This is a genomic window from Actinoplanes sp. NPDC024001, assembly GCF_040638955.1.
Classification (GTDB): Bacteria; Actinomycetota; Actinomycetes; order Mycobacteriales; family Micromonosporaceae; genus Actinoplanes.
In genome coordinates this window covers 1-15,494 of the sequence record NZ_JBEZZB010000043.1, presented here as the reverse complement: position 1 = coordinate 15,494, position 15,494 = coordinate 1, and the positions used below count along the sequence as shown (strand labels likewise).

General features: G+C 71.6%; 13 protein-coding genes, 3 tRNA genes and 2 pseudogenes. 9 read left to right on the top strand and 9 right to left on the bottom strand.

The genetic code is table 11. From position 1 onward, the window contains the following. The first annotated feature begins 21 nt into the window (after positions 1-21). From AB0F81_RS18710 to AB0F81_RS18690, 5 genes are all read left to right on the top strand, one after another. Positions 22-825, top strand: coding sequence for an NAD(P)H-binding protein (locus AB0F81_RS18710; protein ID WP_360198769.1), 804 nt, complete (start codon positions 22-24; stop codon positions 823-825). A gap of 62 nt (positions 826-887) precedes the next feature. Further along, positions 888-959, top strand: a tRNA-Gln gene (locus tag AB0F81_RS18705). Between the two features lie 89 nt (positions 960-1,048). Then, positions 1,049-1,121 (top strand) — tRNA-Glu (locus AB0F81_RS18700). A gap of 142 nt (positions 1,122-1,263) precedes the next feature. After that, positions 1,264-1,336, top strand: a tRNA-Glu gene (locus tag AB0F81_RS18695). Between the two features lie 95 nt (positions 1,337-1,431). Then, complete coding sequence (locus tag AB0F81_RS18690; protein WP_360198766.1) at positions 1,432-2,103, top strand: MBL fold metallo-hydrolase; 672 nt, start codon at positions 1,432-1,434, stop codon at positions 2,101-2,103. Here AB0F81_RS18690 and AB0F81_RS18685 read toward each other — a convergent pair. The 5 genes and pseudogenes from AB0F81_RS18685 to AB0F81_RS18665 all read right to left on the bottom strand — a co-directional run bounded on the left by AB0F81_RS18685 (position 2,100) and on the right by AB0F81_RS18665 (position 8,023). Continuing rightward, positions 2,100-2,846 (bottom strand): MBL fold metallo-hydrolase, encoded by a 747-nt coding sequence (locus tag AB0F81_RS18685; protein ID WP_360198763.1) that lies wholly within the window; start codon positions 2,844-2,846, stop codon positions 2,100-2,102. The two genes, AB0F81_RS18690 and AB0F81_RS18685, sit on opposite strands and share 4 nt — an antisense overlap. Continuing rightward, positions 2,843-3,631: an alpha/beta hydrolase gene (locus AB0F81_RS18680; protein ID WP_360198760.1), complete on the bottom strand. Its 789-nt coding sequence runs from the start codon at positions 3,629-3,631 to the stop codon at positions 2,843-2,845. The genes AB0F81_RS18685 and AB0F81_RS18680 overlap by 4 nt, the downstream gene beginning before the upstream one ends. Beyond that, positions 3,628-4,470 (bottom strand): annotated as a pseudogene (locus AB0F81_RS18675) (alpha/beta hydrolase); the annotation flags it as partial. The pseudogene AB0F81_RS18675 and the gene AB0F81_RS18680, both read right to left, overlap by 4 nt. Positions 4,471-4,529: 59 nt before the next feature. Then, the gene (locus AB0F81_RS18670; protein WP_360198757.1) at positions 4,530-7,271 is read right to left on the bottom strand and encodes an AAA family ATPase; all 2,742 of its coding nucleotides are present in this window, start codon (positions 7,269-7,271) and stop codon (positions 4,530-4,532) included. Between the two features lie 65 nt (positions 7,272-7,336). Beyond that, positions 7,337-8,023, bottom strand: a complete 687-nt coding sequence (locus AB0F81_RS18665) for an IclR family transcriptional regulator (protein ID WP_014447202.1) — start codon at positions 8,021-8,023, stop codon at positions 7,337-7,339. A gap of 49 nt (positions 8,024-8,072) precedes the next feature. On the opposite strand from AB0F81_RS18665, the gene leuC reads away from it, so the two are divergent. The 4 genes from leuC (at position 8,073) to AB0F81_RS18645 (ending at position 11,627) form a co-directional block, all read left to right on the top strand. Beyond that, complete coding sequence (gene leuC, locus AB0F81_RS18660) at positions 8,073-9,527, top strand: 3-isopropylmalate dehydratase large subunit (RefSeq protein WP_360198754.1); 1,455 nt, start codon at positions 8,073-8,075, stop codon at positions 9,525-9,527. 11 nt (positions 9,528-9,538) lie between these two features. Continuing rightward, positions 9,539-10,129, top strand: a complete 591-nt coding sequence (leuD, locus tag AB0F81_RS18655) for a 3-isopropylmalate dehydratase small subunit (protein ID WP_360198751.1) — start codon at positions 9,539-9,541, stop codon at positions 10,127-10,129. Positions 10,130-10,288: 159 nt separating this feature from the next. Beyond that, positions 10,289-11,104 carry an HU family DNA-binding protein gene (locus AB0F81_RS18650; RefSeq protein ID WP_360198748.1) on the top strand — a complete coding sequence of 272 codons (816 nt, stop codon included), beginning with the start codon at positions 10,289-10,291 and terminating at the stop codon, positions 11,102-11,104. 94 nt (positions 11,105-11,198) lie between these two features. Beyond that, positions 11,199-11,627 (top strand): hypothetical protein, encoded by a 429-nt coding sequence (locus AB0F81_RS18645; RefSeq protein ID WP_360198745.1) that lies wholly within the window; start codon positions 11,199-11,201, stop codon positions 11,625-11,627. On the opposite strand, the gene AB0F81_RS18640 is transcribed toward AB0F81_RS18645, so the two are convergent. The 4 genes and pseudogenes from AB0F81_RS18640 to AB0F81_RS18625 all read right to left on the bottom strand — a co-directional run. Then, a complete protein-coding gene (locus tag AB0F81_RS18640; protein WP_360198742.1) occupies positions 11,584-12,462 on the bottom strand; it encodes an NUDIX hydrolase in 879 nt (292 codons plus the stop codon). The genes AB0F81_RS18645 and AB0F81_RS18640 overlap by 44 nt on opposite strands. Then, positions 12,462-14,819 (bottom strand): RNA degradosome polyphosphate kinase, encoded by a 2,358-nt coding sequence (locus AB0F81_RS18635; RefSeq protein WP_360198739.1) that lies wholly within the window; start codon positions 14,817-14,819, stop codon positions 12,462-12,464. The genes AB0F81_RS18640 and AB0F81_RS18635 overlap by 1 nt, the downstream gene beginning before the upstream one ends. Before the next feature lie 55 nt (positions 14,820-14,874). Then, entirely contained in the window at positions 14,875-15,081 is a 207-nt protein-coding gene (locus AB0F81_RS18630) for a cold-shock protein (protein WP_360198736.1), read from the bottom strand. A 10-nt stretch (positions 15,082-15,091) separates the two neighbouring features. Beyond that, positions 15,092-15,494, bottom strand: a pseudogene (locus AB0F81_RS18625) (2-phospho-L-lactate guanylyltransferase); the annotation flags it as partial.

The window sequence follows — 15,494 nt, the reverse complement described above, 5'->3', positions numbered from 1 at the left end:
GTTTCCGTAGGGGGTACGAGAATGAAGATCTTGGTTACCGGCGCTACCGGGAACGTCGGCCGCGTCGTCGTCGACGAGCTGCTGGCCCGAGGCGCCACCGAGGTGCGGGCGCTCACCACCGATCCGGCGAAAGCCCAGCTCCCGCCCGAGGTCGAGGTCGCGCACGGCTTCCTCGGCCGGCTGGAGACCCTGCCCGCCGCACTGGCCGGCGTCGACCGGATGTATCTCGCGCCGCATCCGCCCACCGTGTTCGAGGTCTGCCGGCTGGCCGCCGAGGCGGGTGTCCGGCAGATCGTCGACATGGCCGGCGCGAAAGGCGGCACCTGGCAGGTCATCGAGGACGGGGTGGAGGCCTCCGGGGTGCCGTTCACGCACCTGGAGCCCGGTGAGTTCATGGCCAACGCCACGATCTGGTCGGCACAGATCGCCGCCGGCGACGTGGTGCGCGACGCGTACGGCGACGTGGTGAACGCCCCGGTCGCCCAGGAGGACATCGCCGCCGTGGCCGCCGAGGTGCTGCTCTCCGATCAGCATGCCGGCCGGTCCTACGAGCTCACCGGTCCCGAGGCGCTGAGCCGCCGGCAGATGGTCGCCGCGATCGGGCGGGCGCTGGGGCGCGAGCTGACCTACGTCGAGCTGACCGGCGACGCCGCCCGCGAGCACTTCACCGAACTCATGGGGGAGTACGGCGAGTGGTACCTCGACGGGCTCGCCCAGCTGGCCGACCATCCGCAGGCCGCGGTATCGACCGTCGCCGACCTCCTCGGCCGCCCCGCGATGACTTACGAACAGTGGGCGAGCCGTCACGCGGATCTGTTTCGGTAACCCGATTTGGCGGGCCGGGGGGCCTCGGGTAAAGTTCTCTCCGGCACGGCAAGCCGGGCCAATGGGGTATGGGGTAATTGGCAGCCCGACTGATTCTGGTTCAGTTAGTCTAGGTTCGAGTCCTGGTACCCCAGCGCTACCACTCCCGTCACGGGGGTGTGGCGCTGGATCTCTGGTTGAGTCCAGCGCGTCGCTCCACGGAGCGGCGCACACGGCAAGTCCTGGTCCCGTCGTCTAGCGGCCTAGGACGCCGCCCTCTCAAGGCGGTAGCGAGGGTTCGAATCCCTTCGGGACTACATCGGGTAACGGCCCGCACCGACAAGGTGCGGGCCGTTCCGCTTTCCGCGGGCCTTCGGCCACCGGGGGACGGCCGATTTCGGCTCCCGGGCACGCCCTGATAGAGTTCAGCCCGCCGCACGGAAGCGCGGTGAAAGTGAAGGTCCCGTCGTCTAGCGGCCTAGGACGCCGCCCTCTCAAGGCGGTAGCGAGGGTTCGAATCCCTTCGGGACTACAGCGAGGAACGGCCCGCACCGACATCGGTGCGGGCCGTTCTGCTGTGCGGAGAGCAGCGCGACGCGGTCCCGCCTGGCCGGAAATACTTCGACGATGACCGGCATCACAGTGCAGCGGATCGACTTCGGCTACTTCGTGCGCCCGGCCGCCGAGACCGGCACCGGGGCGCCGCGGGCCGAACCCGCGCTCGGCTATCTCGTCGACCATCCGGACGGGCTGCTCCTGGTCGACACCGGCATGGGCAGCCACCCGGACGTGGACGCCCACTACCAACCCCGCCGGGTCGCTCTCGGCGCGGCACTCGCGGCCGCCGGCACCACGGCCGGCGAGATCCGGTACGTGGTGAACTGCCACCTCCACTTCGACCACTGTGGCGGCAACCCGGAACTCGCCGGGCGCCCCGTCTTCACCCAGCGGACCGAGCTCACCACCGCCCGGACGGTGACCGACCACACCCTGCCCGAGCTGGTCGACTTCGCCGGCGCCGCGTATGAGGAACTCGACGGCGAGACGGAGATCCTGCCCGGCGTGCTGATCGTGCCCACTCCCGGCCACACCGCGGGACACCAGTCGGTCGTGGTGCGCACCCCCGACGGCACCGTGATCGTGGCCGGGCAGAGCCACGATCACGCGACCGCCTTAACCGGCGACGTCCTCGGCCACCGGGCCGGGATCGGTGCGACCCCGGCCTGGCTCGGCCGGCTGCTGGAGCTCGACCCGAAACGGGTCGTCTTCGCCCACGACAACGCGGTCTGGACGCCTTAGACCGTCTGCGGCACTCCGGGGGTCAACCACGTGAGCGTGTCCGGCGGGAAGGCCGCCGTCACCTCCTCGCGCCCCTCGTGGAAGTGTGACCACCCCTCGTAGTGCACCGGCACCACCCGGCGGGGCCGCACCTCGGCGATCAGCCGGGCCGCGTCCCGGCCGGTCATCGTGTACTTGAGCGGCCCGGTCAGGCCGAACTGCACCTTGCCCAGGTGCACGATGGCGGTGTCCACGGTGAGCCGCGACGCCACCTCCCGCACGCCGTCGTAGAGCACCGTGTCCCCGGTGATCCACACCACCGAGTCGGCGCCGGGCGGCCGGAGCGCGAACCCGATCGCCTCCCCGACGATCGGCCGGCTCAGCGGCGGCCCGTGCCGGGCCGGGGTGGCGGTCACCACCACGTCCCCGACCGTCGCGGTACGCCACGGGGCGAGACCGGTGGCGTTGCCGCCGAGCCGTTTCGCACCCGTGACCGTGGTCAGCACCACCGGCACCGTCGGCAGCAGGGCCCGCCCGGCGTCGTCCAGGTTGTCACCGTGCTGGTCGTGGGTGAGCAGCACGGCGTCGACGCGGCCCAACTGGTCGACGGTCAGCGCCGGCCCGGCGGTCTTGACCGAGGAGGTGCCCCAGCCGAAGTCGTAGCGCCGGCCCGGGGTGTCGAAGGTCGGGTCGGTGAGCAGGCGTACCCCGGCGATCTCGATCAGGGTGGTCGGGCCGCCGATGTGCGTGACGCGCAGGCTCATCGGGCGTGCCGCAGTGCCCACTCGAGGACCTCGTCGGCGATCTGCTCCCAGCCCTTCTGCGCGGGCAGCAGGTGGGCGTAGCCGGCGTACTCCCGGATCTCGGTGACGGTGTTGGACTTGTAGTGCTTGTGGTTGGAGCGTTGGATCTCCGGCGGCATGATGTGGTCCTCGGAGCCGGAGACGAACAGCAGCGGGGCCCGGTCGTCGTTGTGGTAGTCGACCCAGGTGTCCTGGTGGCCGGGCTGGAAGTTGGCGAGCACGCTGCCCCACAGGATCCCGCCGTTGGCCGGGATGTGGTAACGCTCGTACAGCGCCTTCGACTCCTCCGCGGTGAAGGTGTTGGTGAACGCGTAGGTCCACTGCTCCAGGGTCAGCGGCACCGCCTTGTGCCGGTTGCCCGGGCTCTTCAGCACCGGGAAGGTCGACTTCACCTGCGAGAGCGGGACCACGCGTACGCCCTCGGTGGGCGCCGAGTTCATCGCCACGCCGGCCGCGCCGTACCCGTGGTCGAGCAGGATCTGGGTGAACGCGCCGCCGGCCGAGTGACCGATGATGATCGGCGCCTCAGGCAGTGCCCGGATCTCCTCCTCCAGGTGGGCGATGATCTGCGGCACGGTGACGTTCACGATCGGGGTGGGGTCGGCGTTGAGCGCCTCCACCTCGACCTCGAAGCCGGGGTAGCCGGGCGCGATCACCCGGTGCCCCTTGGCCTCGTAGTGCGCGATCCAGTTCTCCCAGCTGCGTGGGGTGACCCAGAAACCGTGGACGAGAACGATGGGCTTCATGCGTCGTACTCCTTCAGGAAGGCCAGCAGGTCCTGGCCGAGCCGGTCCTTGTGGGTGTCGGTGATGCCGTGCGGCGCGCCCGGGTAGACCGTCAGCGCCGCGTTCTTGATCCGGGCCGCCGAGGCCTGCCCGCCCACCGCGAACGGGACCACCTGGTCGTCGTCGCCGTGGATGACGAGGGTCGGCACGTCGAAGGCGTCCAGGTCGGCCCGGAAGTCGGTGGCCGAGAAGGCGGCGACGCACTCGTACGCGTTGCGGTGCCCGGCCTGCAGACCCTGCAGCCAGAAGGCCTCCCGGATGCCGGCCGAGACGTCCGCGCCGGGCCGGTTGTTGCCGAAGAACGGCCCGTCGGCGAGATCCCGGTAGAGCTGGGAGCGATCGGCCAGCGAGCCGGCCCGGATCGCGTCGAAGACCTCGACCGGCAGCCCGCCCGGGTTGTCCGGGGTGCGCACCATCATCGGCGGCACCGCGGCGACCAGCACCACCTGGGCGATCCGGCCGGTGCCGTGCCGCCCGACGTAGCGGGCCACCTCGCCGCCACCGGTGGAGAAGCCGACCAGGGTGACCTCACGCAGGTCGAGGTGTTCGATCACCGCGGCCAGGTCGTCGGCGTACGTGTCCATCTCGTTGCCGTCCCACGTCTGGGTGGAACGACCGTGCCCGCGCCGGTCGTGCGCGATCGCGCGGTACCCGTTCGCGGCCAGGAAGAGCTGCTGCGCCTCCCAGCTGTCGGAGTTCAGCGGCCAGCCGTGGCTGAGCACGACCGGGCGGCCGGAACCCCAGTCCTTGTAGAAGATCTCCGCCCCGTCGGCGGCCGTGACGTATCCCATGGACCGATCCTCATGGGAACGCGCCCATCACCGAATCACGTGCGATGCGTAGTCGCGCGTGCACGGACTCACTCCCGCAGCGCGTCCCGCAGCTGGCGGCGCGAGGTGACGCCGAGCTTTCGGAACACCTTGCGCAGGTGATAGTCGACCGTGCTGGCGCTCAGGAACAGGTTCGCGGCGATCTCGGCGTTCGTCGCCCCGGCGCGCGCCAGGCGCGCGACGGAGGCCTCCTGAGGGGTCAGGGCCGCATCGTCAGTTTCCGGTACGCCGGAGCGAACGGTCTCGCCGAGCGCGGCGAGTTCTCGCTCGGTCCGTTCGGCGAAGGCGTTCGCCCGCACCTCGGTGAACATCTCCAGCGCTGCGGCGAGCTCGGTCCGGGCGTCTCGCCGCCGGCGCCGCCGCCGCAGCCACTCGCCGTAGAGCAGCCGGGCCCGGGCCAGATCGCCGTGTGACGGGGTGCCGGTGAACTGCTCGATCGCCGCCCGGTAGTGAACCTCGGCCTGCTCCGGCGAGGCCAGCAACGCCCGTGACCGCTCCAGCAGGGCCAGCGCCCGGGGCGTGTCGCTGGCCCGGGCGGCGAGGTCGAGGTCCGCGTACGCCAGCTTCGCGGTCTGCCGGTCGCCGGAACGCAGGGCGGCCTCGACCAGGTCGGGCAGCGCCCACGCGTACCGCAGTGGCCGGCCGAGATCGACGATGCCCAGCAGACCGTCCCGGGCGGCGGCGTAGTCGCCGACGGCGTTGTCGAGAATGGCCAGGGCGAGCCGGGTGACCGCGTGCATGCCGCCCATGTGCAGCATCTCGAAGACCTGCAGGGCATGCGGCACGGTCGGCCGGAAGTCCGCGGGTGCCCGCCAGGACACCAGCTCCGGGTGCCGCCAGATCTGCTCCTGCTCGGTGGTGATGCCGATCGCCCGGCGCACCCGCTGGCCGGCCGCGTCGTGCCGGTCGGCCTCGGTGAGGCGGCCGAGCACGGCACCGGTCATCGCGCCGATGAAGTGGACGATGTCCAGGGCATGCAGGGCGCCGGTGCGCCGGGCGGCCGCCTCGGCGCGCTCGATCAGCGACTGCTTCGTGACCTCGTCCCAGGTCATGTTGCAGAAGTTGATGCCGAGGATGAACCGGGCCAGCAGGACCTCGTCCGGCAACGCGGGGTCGGCGAGCGCGGTGATCGCCCGGCGCAGCGCCGGGACGCCACCCGCGTAGCCGTGCGTGACGAACTCCGCGTAACCGGCGAGCAGGAGGCCGTCGACGTCGGCCGGGTCGGTCCCGGCCAGCGGGCGTGCCGCGGCGGCGATGTCCAGCGGGCTGGTGCCGCCCAGGTGCTCGGCCGTGGTCGCGTGCTCGATGGCCTTGATGACGGCGAGCCGGGCCCGCTCGCGGTCGGTGCCGAACGCATCGGCGGCGGCCAGCGACATCGCGGAGGCGTCCCGCAGGCCGTGCGGCACGCCCGCGTTGACCGAGGCGGTCGCCCGGGTGAGCAGCGCCTCACCCCGGCCCGCGCCGGTCAGCAGCGACCCCTCCACGGTGTCCAGCAGCAACAGCGCCCGGGAGTGCGCGCCGGCCCCCATCGCGGCGGTGGCCGCCCGGACCTGCCGGCCGGCCCGGTCGACCGCGTCCGGGGTGAGCTCGGCGGCGCGGGCCAGAAAGGTGGCCCGGGCGGTGTGCCCACCGCGCGCGCCGGCCCGGTCGGCCCGGTTCTCCAGTTCGGCGGCGACCGACTCGTCGGGAGCCGCCGCGGCGGCGGCCAGATGCCAGGCCCGCCGGTCGGCGTCGGCCGGCTCGGTGGTCGCCTCGGCCAGGGCGGCGTGCACGGCCCGGCGGTCGGCGGGATCGGCGTCGCCGTAAACCGCGGAGCGGACCAGCGGATGCCGGAAGTCCACCGGCGGAGAACCGGCCACCAGCCGGTCCGCTTCGGCCGGTGCGGCGTCCGCAGGTTCGGCGCCCAGTCGCCGGGCTGCGGCCACCAGCTGATCGGCACGCCCGCCGGCGCCCGCCGCGGCCAGCACCAGCCAGGTGCGGGTGAGCCGGGGGTAGGCGCGGACCCGGGCCGAGTAGTGCGTCTCCAGCCGGCTGCCGATCGGCACCGGGTCGGGCAGCGGTGAGGCGCCGCGCAGCTGGTCCTCGGTGAGCTCGTGACCCAGGTCGGTCAGGGCGAGGGGATTGCCGCCGGTGGTCTCCGCGATCTGCTCGGCCAGGCTCAGATCCAGATCGGTGGCGACGATGTCGGACAGCAGCGCGACCGCGGCGTCCCGGTCCAGGCCGGCGACCGGCATCTCCGGGATGCCGGCGAGCAGGCCCGGGTCGTCGTCGGTGATCCTCAGCCCGAAGAGCATGACCACGCCCTCGGCGTGCAGCCGGCGGGCCACGAAGGCCAGCGCCCGCGCCGATTCCGGGTCCAGCCAGTGCACGTCGTCGACGACGCACAGCCGGGGTTGCGCGGCCAGCAGGGTCAGCGCGGCGAGACTCACCAGGTACAGATCGGCCGGCGGCCCCTCCGCGAGGCCGCAGGCCACCTCCAGAGCGGCGCGCTGCCCGGCCGGCAGGCGGTCCCGGCGAGGCAGCAACGGTACGAGCAGCCGGTGCAGCCCCGCGTAGGGGAAGTCGGCCTCGGACTCCACGCCCCGGACCGTCAGTGAGTGCGGGGCCTTGCTCTGCGCGTACCGAAGAAGGGCGGTCTTGCCGACGCCCGCCTCGCCGCGCAGGACCAAGGCCGCGCTCTGCCCGGCTCGCGCCCCCGCGATCAGGTCATCGAGGGCGGCGCATTCCGCGTCCCGCCCGAACAGCCGATCATTACCCCCGAAGATCCGCACGGCGGCAGCCTAGCCATTGGCGGCCGTCGTTCACCTCCCCCGATCAGGCTGCCGGGGGCGGGCGGTCAGAGGCCGGAGAGGCGCTGGCCGGCGCGGACGACGGCCATCGCGTGCCGCTCGCCGGGGCGGCGGCCGAGGCGCTCGATCGGACCGCTTATCGAGATGGAGGCGATCACGCGGCCGGTGCGGTCGCGGATCGGCGCCGAGACGCTGGCCACACCGGGCTCGCGCTCGGCGACGCTCTGCGCCCAGCCGCGGCGGCGCACCTCGGCCAGCGTGCGGCCGGTGAACTTGCAGCGGGGCAGCAGTGGCATGACCGCCTCGGGCGGCTCCCAGGCGAGCAGGATCTGCGCGGCGGAACCGGCCACCATGGGCAGCACCGAGCCGACCGGGACGGTGTCGCGCAGGCCGCTGGCGCGCTCGGCCGCGGCCACGCAGATGCGCTCGTCGGCGCGGCGCAGGTAGAGCTGAGCGCTCTCGCCGGTCGCGTCCCGCAGTGCGGACAGCAGCGGCTCGGCCGCGGTCAGCAGAACGTCCGGTGCGGCATTGGCCAACTCGCCCAATCTCGGTCCTGGACGCCATCTTCCTTGAGTGTCCCGGACCAGCATCCGATGGATCTCCAGCGCCTGTGCCAGGCGATGCGCGGTCGCCCGCGGCAGCTTGGTGCGCTCGACGAGTTCGGCCAGGCTGGCGCCGTCGACACATGCGGCGAGAATGACAACCGCCTTGTCGAGAACGCCGACACCGCTCATACTGTGTCCCACAAGCCGAAACATACATTCCAGAATTTAGGATGTCCAGATGGTGGGAGTCACTCCCCAGAGCGGGAAACCCAGGACCCTGGCCGAGAAGGTCTGGGATGACCACGTGGTGCGCACGGCCGAGGGTGAGCCCGACCTGCTCTACATCGACCTGCACCTCCTGCACGAGGTCACCAGCCCGCAGGCGTTCGACGGTCTCCGGATGGCCGGCCGCAAGGTCCGCCGGACCGACCTCACGCTCGCGACGGAGGACCACAACACCCCGACCGGGTATGCGGATCCCTCGTTCAACACCCGTCGCGGCGAGCTGCTGACGATCGCCGACACCGTCTCGCGCACGCAGATCGAGACGCTGCGGAAGAACTGCGCCGAGTTCGGCGTGGAGATCCGCCCGCTCGGCGACGTGAACCAGGGCATCGTGCACGTGATCGGCCCGCAGCTGGGCCTCACCCAGCCGGGCATGACGATCGTCTGTGGCGACTCGCACACCGCCACCCACGGCGCGTTCGGCGCGCTGGCCTTCGGCATCGGCACCAGTGAGGTCGAGCACGTGCTCGCCACCCAGACGCTGCCTCAGGCGAAGCCGAAGACGATGGCCGTCACGGTCGTCGGCGAGCTGGGCCCGGGCGTCTCGGCGAAGGACCTGATCCTCGCCCTGATCACACAGACCGGCACCGGCGGCGGCAACGGCCACATCGTGGAGTACCGCGGGGAGGCCATCCGCAAGCTCTCCATGGAGGGCCGGATGACGATCTGCAACATGTCGATCGAGTGGGGCGCCAAGGCCGGCATGATCGCGCCGGACGAGACCACCTTCGCCTACCTCAAGGGGCGCAAGCACGCGGCGCAGGGCGAGGACTGGGACGCCGCGGTGGCCTACTGGAAGACGCTCGCCACCGACGAGGGCGCGGAGTACGACACCGAGATCATCCTCGACGCCTCGGCGATCAGCCCGTTCATCACCTGGGGCACCAACCCGGGTCAGGGCGCCGCGCTCAACGACGTGGTGCCGAACCCGGAGGACTTCCTCGACGAGGTGGAGCGCAGCGCCGCCCAGCGCGCGCTGGATTACATGGACCTCACCCCCGGGACGCCGTTCCGCGAGGTCCCGGTCGACGTGGTCTTCGTCGGCTCCTGCACCAACGGCCGGCTCGAGGACCTGCGCGCCGCCGCGGACGTGATCCGTGGCCGCAAGGTCGCCGACGGGGTGCGCATGATGATCGTGCCCGGCTCCTACCTGGTGCGTGAGCAGGCCGAAGCCGAGGGGCTCGACAAGGTGTTCACCGACGCGGGCGCCGAGTGGCGGTTCGCCGGCTGCTCGATGTGCCTGGGCATGAACCCGGACACGCTCAGCCCCGGGCAGCGCGCCGCCTCCACCTCCAACCGCAACTTCGAGGGCCGGCAGGGCAAGGGCGGGCGCACCCACCTGGTCTCGCCGCAGGTCGCCGCCGCCACCGCCGTGGTCGGCAAGCTGGCCGCGCCCGCCGACCTGTAGAGGACACCGTCATGGACAAGTTCGTCACCCACAGCGGCAAGGTCATGCCGCTGCGCCGCTCCGATGTGGACACCGACCAGATCATCCCGGCGGTCTATCTGAAGCGGGTCACCCGGACCGGCTTCGAGGACGGCCTCTTCAGCGCCTGGCGCGAGGACCCGTCGTTCGTCCTGCACAACCCGGCCCACGCCGGGGCCACCATCCTGGTCGCCGGGCCGAACTTCGGCACCGGCTCGTCCCGGCAGCACGCGGTCTGGGCGCTGCGCGACTGGGGCTTCAAGGCGGTCATCGCCTCCCGGTTCGGCGACATCTTCCGCGGCAACGCGCTGAAAGAGGGTCTGCTGCCGGTTCAGCTCGACCAGAAAATCGTGGAAAGCCTCTGGGACCTCGCCGAGAGCGAGCCGGAGAAGCAGGTGACGGTCGACCTGGAGGGACGGGTGGTCCGTGTCGACGACGCGGCCTACGGCTTCCCGATCGACGATTTCAGTCGGTGGCGCCTCATGGAGGGTCTCGACGACATCGGACTGACACTGCGCCACGAGGACGCGATTACCGCGTACGAGAAGACGCGCCCGGCTTTCAAGCCGGTCGTCGTCCTTTAACGCAGCGATGAATTCGCCCCCATCGGGTCGCCGATGGGGGCGAATTTCGTTGGGACACAACGGATTTTTGCCCCGAATGTTTGTGTCTCCAGGTCACAGGGCATACCGTGCGCGCAGAATGGCCTTCGACGGGCCAGTTCTCACGTCCGGGAGGAAACCGTGAACAAGGCCGAGCTCATCGAGGCGCTCGCCGACAAGCTAGGGGACAAGAAGACGGCGACCCTGGCTTTGGACGCGCTCATCAATGAGGTGCAGAACGCCGTCGCCAAGGGCGACAAGGTGGCCATCACCGGCTTCGGTTCCTGGGAGAAGCGGACTCGCAACGCGCGTACCGCGCGGAATCCGCGTACCGGTGAGCCGGTGAAGGTGAAGAAGACCGCCATCGCCGCTTTCCGGCCGGGCAGCACATTCCGGGAACTGGTGGCCAGTGGCAAGCCCGCCAAGGCCACCGCGACCAAGACCACCGCTGCCAAGAAGACGACGGCGACCAAATCGGCGCCGGCGAAGACGACAGCCGCCAAGTCGACGGCGGCGAAGAAGACGACGGCGACCAAGTCGGCGCCGGCGAAGACCACTGCGACCAAGTCGACTGCCGCGAAGTCGACTGCTGCTAAGTCGACTGCTGCTAAGTCGACTGCTGCCAAGTCGACTGCCGCCAAGTCGACTGCCGCCAAGTCGACGGCGGCGAAGAAGACGACGGCGACCAAGGCGGCGCCGGCGAAGTCCACGGCGGTCAAGTCGACGGCTGCCAAGAAGACGGCTGCCACCAAGACCGCGGCGGCCGGCAAGACCGCGACCGCGGCGGCGAAGAAGACCACGGCCGCCAAGACGACGGCCGCGGCCAAGAAGACGACCGCCACCAAGGCCGCGCCGGCCAAGAAGACCGCGCGCAAGACGGCCACTCCGGCGGCCGCCCCGGCGCGGGCCCGGGGAGCCTCCACGGCGCGCAACGCGGGCGCCCGCAAGGCACGCTGACCGGCTCAGCCCCAGCAGTTGAGGCGTCCACCCGTACGGTGGACGCCTTTCTGTGTCCCGGCGCCCGGCGCCCGTGGCGTCCTACCGTCCGGGCATGGAACGCAGATCGTCGCCGCGCGGCCTGATCGCCCGGTCCGCCCTCGCCGCGGCCCTGTTCGCCGTCGCGGTCGTACCCGGGTGGACGCTCGGCGACCTGGCCGAGCAGAGCACCGCGATGCCGGTGCTGGACTGGCTGATCACCTGCGGCTGGTCCGGGACGGCCGTCGCCGGGTACGCCCGGTGGGGTTCGTACCGGCGGCGCGACGGCTGGCTCGGAGCGGTCCCGCTCTACGGCTGGTACCTGGCCGGTGTGCTCAGCTGGCGGCTGGCCCTGCTGCCCTACCGGGACTGGGAACCGCGGCCGGACGAGCAGTGGCAGGCCCGCTGGCTCACCGGCGACCTGCTCGGTTACTGGCGGGCCGACGCCGGGGCGCGGCCGGTCACAGCCGTGAGGCGTCCAGCAGCCGCTCGCCGGACCAGGTGAGCAACCAGCCGTCGCCCTTGCGCGTCTTGAACGGCTCGGGGTCCTCGTCGCCGTGCAGCAGCGCCAGCAGCGGCGGGATCACCTTGCCCTGACTGCACACCACCGTCCGGCCGTCCAGCCGCAACTCGGCCAGCCGGGACTGTGCCACGGTGAGCCGGCCCGGCAGATCCGCCGCTTCGGACGGTTCGGCGAAGGCGCTGTCCAGCACGATCGGCATGTCGTCGAGCGCCTTGGCGAGCGGTTCGAGCGTCTGCTTGCAGCGCAGTGGTGGCGCGGCCACCAGCCGGCGCGGCGCGAACGTCGTCAGCGCCTCGGCGATCCGGCCGGCCTGCCGCTGCCCGGTCGGATCGATCGGGCGCAGCTGGTCCCGGCCGGCCCACTTCTTGCGCTCGCCGGCGTGCGCGTGCCGGACCAGCGCCACCACCGCGGTCACCGGCGGCAGCTCGGCCACCCGGTCGAGCACCGGGCGTTCGTCCGGATAGCTCAGCCGGGCGGCGGCCTCGGCCGGCGGCAGCCAGGCGATCCGGTCGACCTCGTCGGTGTCCTGCACCGGGCCGGTGGTCCCGGCCCGCATCAGCCAGAACTGGACGGTCTTCGGCCGGCCGTCCGGCAACCGGTACGCCACCTCGGGCAGGCGCAGCTCGGGGATGCCGGCCACCCCGGTCTCCTCGGCCACCTCGCGTACGGCGGCGCCCAGCGCGGTCTCGTCCGCCTTGAACGTGCCCTTGGGCAGGCTCCAGTCGTCGTAGCGCGGGCGGTGCACCAGGCACACCTGAATGCCGTCGTCTCCGGGGCGGTAGAGCACACCGCCCGCGGCCTGAACCTGATCCGGCATCAGCTTCTCTTGCCGATGACCCGCCGCAGCAGCGCCTCCTGGAGGTGGACCTGCGGCTTGCCGGTGCTGCTGACGTTGCGGTGCCAGATGCCGTCGCCGTCCAGGTCCCAGCCCTCGGTCTGGTCGCTCATCGACAGTTCCAGGACGTTGCGCATCTCCTCGCGCGCCGAGGGCAGGGTCACCTTGACCAGCGCCTCGACCCGGCGGTCCAGGTTGCGGTGCATCAGGTCGGCGGAACCCATCCAGTACTCCGCGTCGGGGCCGGGACCGAACCGGAAGATCCGGGAGTGCTCCAGGAACCGGCCGACGATCGAGCGCACCCGGATGTTGTCCGACATGCCCTTCACGCCCGGCCGCAGCGCGCACATGCCGCGGATCACCAGGTCGACCTTCACCCCGTCCTGCGAGGCCTTGTAGAGCGCGTCGATGGTCTGCTCGTCGACCAGCGAGTTCACCTTGAACTGCACCAGCGCCTCACCGCCCTCCCGGGCGATGCGGGCCTGTTCCTCGATGCGTTCGACCAGACCCTTGCGTACGCCGTGCGGCGCCACCAGCAGCCGCCGGTAGGTCGTCTGGCGGCTGTAGCCGGTGAGGACGTTGAACAGGTCGGTGACGTCGGCGCCCACCTCGGGATCGGCGGTGAGCATGCCGAAGTCCTCGTAGAGCCGGGCCGTCTTCGGGTGGTAGTTGCCGGTGCCGATGTGGCAGTAGCGCCGGATCTGGTTGCCCTCCTGGCGCACCACCAGCGACGTCTTGCAGTGCGTCTTGAGACCGACCAGGCCGTAGACGACGTGGCAGCCGGCCCGCTCCAGGGTGCGCGCCCAGGCGATGTTCGCCACCTCGTCGAAGCGGGCCTTCACCTCGACCAGCACGACCACCTGCTTGCCCGCGGCGGCCGCGTCGACCAGCGCGTCCACGATCGGCGAGTCGCCGGACGTCCGGTACAGCGTCTGCTTGATCGCCAGCACGTTGGGGTCGGCCGCGGCCTGCTCGATGAAGCGCTGCACGCTCGTCGAGAACGAGTGGTACGGGTGGTGCACCAGGATGTCCGACTCGCGCAGCCGGTTGAAGACGCTGCGCGGCACCTCGCCGTCGGCCAGGTGCGGGTGGGTCGCCGGGACGAACGGGCGGTCCTTGAGGTCGTCGCGGTCGCAGTCGCCGAACACCTGCCACAGCGACGACAGGTCGAGCAGGCCCGGCACCCGCAGCACGTCGTGGCTGTCCATGTCGAGCTCGCGGACCAGCAGGTCGAGCACGTGGTCGCTGATCGAGGCGGCCACCTCCAGCCGCACCGGCGGGCCGAAGCGGCGCTGCGCCAGCTCCCGCTCCAGGGCCTGCAGCAGGTCCTCGTCGCGGTCCTCGTCGACCTCCAGCTCGGCGTTGCGGGTCACCCGGAACAGGTGCCACTCCAGGATCTGCATCCCGGGGAAGAGCTGGTCCAGGTGGTTCGCGATGAGTTCCTCGACCGGCAGGAACCGCACGCCACGGCTGTCGTTCTGCACGGTCACGAACCGGGGCACGTTGTTCGGCACCTTCACCCGGGCGAACAGCTCGGGGTTGTCGCCGTCCGGGTAGCGCAGTGCCACCGCCAGGTTCAGTGAACGACTCGAGATGTACGGGAACGGGTGCGCCGGGTCGACCGCGAGCGGCGTCAGCACCGGGAAGACCTTCTCCCGGAAGTACGTCCGCAGCCGCCCCTGCTCCGGCGCGTCCAGCTCCTTCCAGCTGACCAGCTCGATGCTCTCGGCGGCGAGTTTCGGCCGGACCTCCTCGGTGAAGCAGGCCGCGTGCCGGGTGATCAGGTCGGCCGTCCGCTCGGTGATCATCTCGAGCTGGTGGCGCAGCGGGGACCGGTCGCCGCCGCGCACCGGCAGGCCGGCGCTCAGCCGCCGCTTCAGGCCGGCCACCCGGACCATGTAGAACTCGTCGAGGTTGCTGGCGAAGATGGCGAGGAATTTCGCCCGCTCCAGCAGCGGGGTCCCCGGATCCTCGGCCAGGGCCAGCACCCGGGCGTTGAAGTCGAGCCAGGAGAGCTCCCGGTTGAAGAACCGGCCCTCGGGCAGCTCGTAGGTCTGCTCGTCCTCCACCATCGCCACGACCTCCGTTGTCGGATCGGCGGTCACGACCGCCGGGTCTGCGGGCGCGGCCGATCCCGGTTCTGCGGGCGCGGCCGACTCCGGCTTTCCGGGCGTGGCCGACTCCGGCTTTCCGGGCGGGGCCGGATCCGGATCTCCGGGCGCGGCCGACTCCGGTTCTCCGGGCGCGGCCGGTTCCGGTTCTGCGGGCTCCGGCCGGGGGAGGAAGCGGCCGTTGGGGCCACGCCTACGGGTCTCGGGGGTCCGGGGCGGGTTCGGCATGGCTCCATCATTGCCGTTCCCGGCAGAACGTGAAACGAACTACCGGATGATCAATTCAGACGACTCCGGGAATTACCACTCGGCGGACCGCGCCGCCCTCGCCGGGCTCCACCGTGACGCGCTGGCCGAGGCGCAGCAGCCGCAGGCCGGAGCGGTCGAACGCATCCGCTCCGAAGACCAGTTCAGAGCCGTCGTCGAGCAGCAGTGAACCGCTGCGGGTGGCCGGGTCGAAGGTGGCGATGGTGCCCTGCATAACCGGCACGGTACCCGCCTCAGGCGGCCGGCGCGCACTCCGCGGTGAGTCCGAGATCACGTAGCAGTTCGCAGGTGCGCCGCCCGGCGCCGAGCGTCAGCACGGTGTCCAGGTCGGCGGCGGTGTCCACGTCCTGCCGCAGACCCGGCCAGTCACCGGCGAGCGGGGCCGCACCGGAGGCCGCGTGCGCGGCCGCGGAGTGCCCGCCGAACCGCGGATCCAGGCGTGCTCCCGGTGGCACGGCGAGCAGGACGGTGCCGATGCCGGCCGCGTCCGGCACGAAGCTGCGCCCACGGGCCTGCCCGAGCGCCTCGCCCAGCTGCTCCGGGCGCAGCGCCGGAAGGTCGCCGGCGAGCACGGCCCGCCACCCGGACAGGCCCGCCACGTCGTCGGCGCCGAAACGCATCGCGGCGTTCAGCCCG

Bases quoted from the DNA above. Each gene is read 5' to 3' on its own strand.
- AB0F81_RS18710 (WP_360198769.1), top strand. From the start codon at position 22: ATGAAGATCTTGGTTACCGGCGCTACCGGGAACGTCGGCCGCGTCGTC.
- AB0F81_RS18690 (WP_360198766.1), top strand. From the start codon at position 1,432: ATGACCGGCATCACAGTGCAGCGGATCGACTTCGGCTACTTCGTGCGC.
- AB0F81_RS18685 (WP_360198763.1), bottom strand. From the start codon at position 2,846: ATGAGCCTGCGCGTCACGCACATCGGCGGCCCGACCACCCTGATCGAG.
- AB0F81_RS18680 (WP_360198760.1), bottom strand. From the start codon at position 3,631: ATGAAGCCCATCGTTCTCGTCCACGGTTTCTGGGTCACCCCACGCAGC.
- AB0F81_RS18665 (WP_014447202.1), bottom strand. From the start codon at position 8,023: ATGAGCGGTGTCGGCGTTCTCGACAAGGCGGTTGTCATTCTCGCCGCA.
- leuC (WP_360198754.1), top strand. From the start codon at position 8,073: ATGGTGGGAGTCACTCCCCAGAGCGGGAAACCCAGGACCCTGGCCGAG.
- leuD (WP_360198751.1), top strand. From the start codon at position 9,539: ATGGACAAGTTCGTCACCCACAGCGGCAAGGTCATGCCGCTGCGCCGC.
- AB0F81_RS18645 (WP_360198745.1), top strand. From the start codon at position 11,199: ATGGAACGCAGATCGTCGCCGCGCGGCCTGATCGCCCGGTCCGCCCTC.
- AB0F81_RS18640 (WP_360198742.1), bottom strand. From the start codon at position 12,462: ATGCCGGATCAGGTTCAGGCCGCGGGCGGTGTGCTCTACCGCCCCGGA.
- AB0F81_RS18635 (WP_360198739.1), bottom strand. From the start codon at position 14,819: ATGCCGAACCCGCCCCGGACCCCCGAGACCCGTAGGCGTGGCCCCAAC.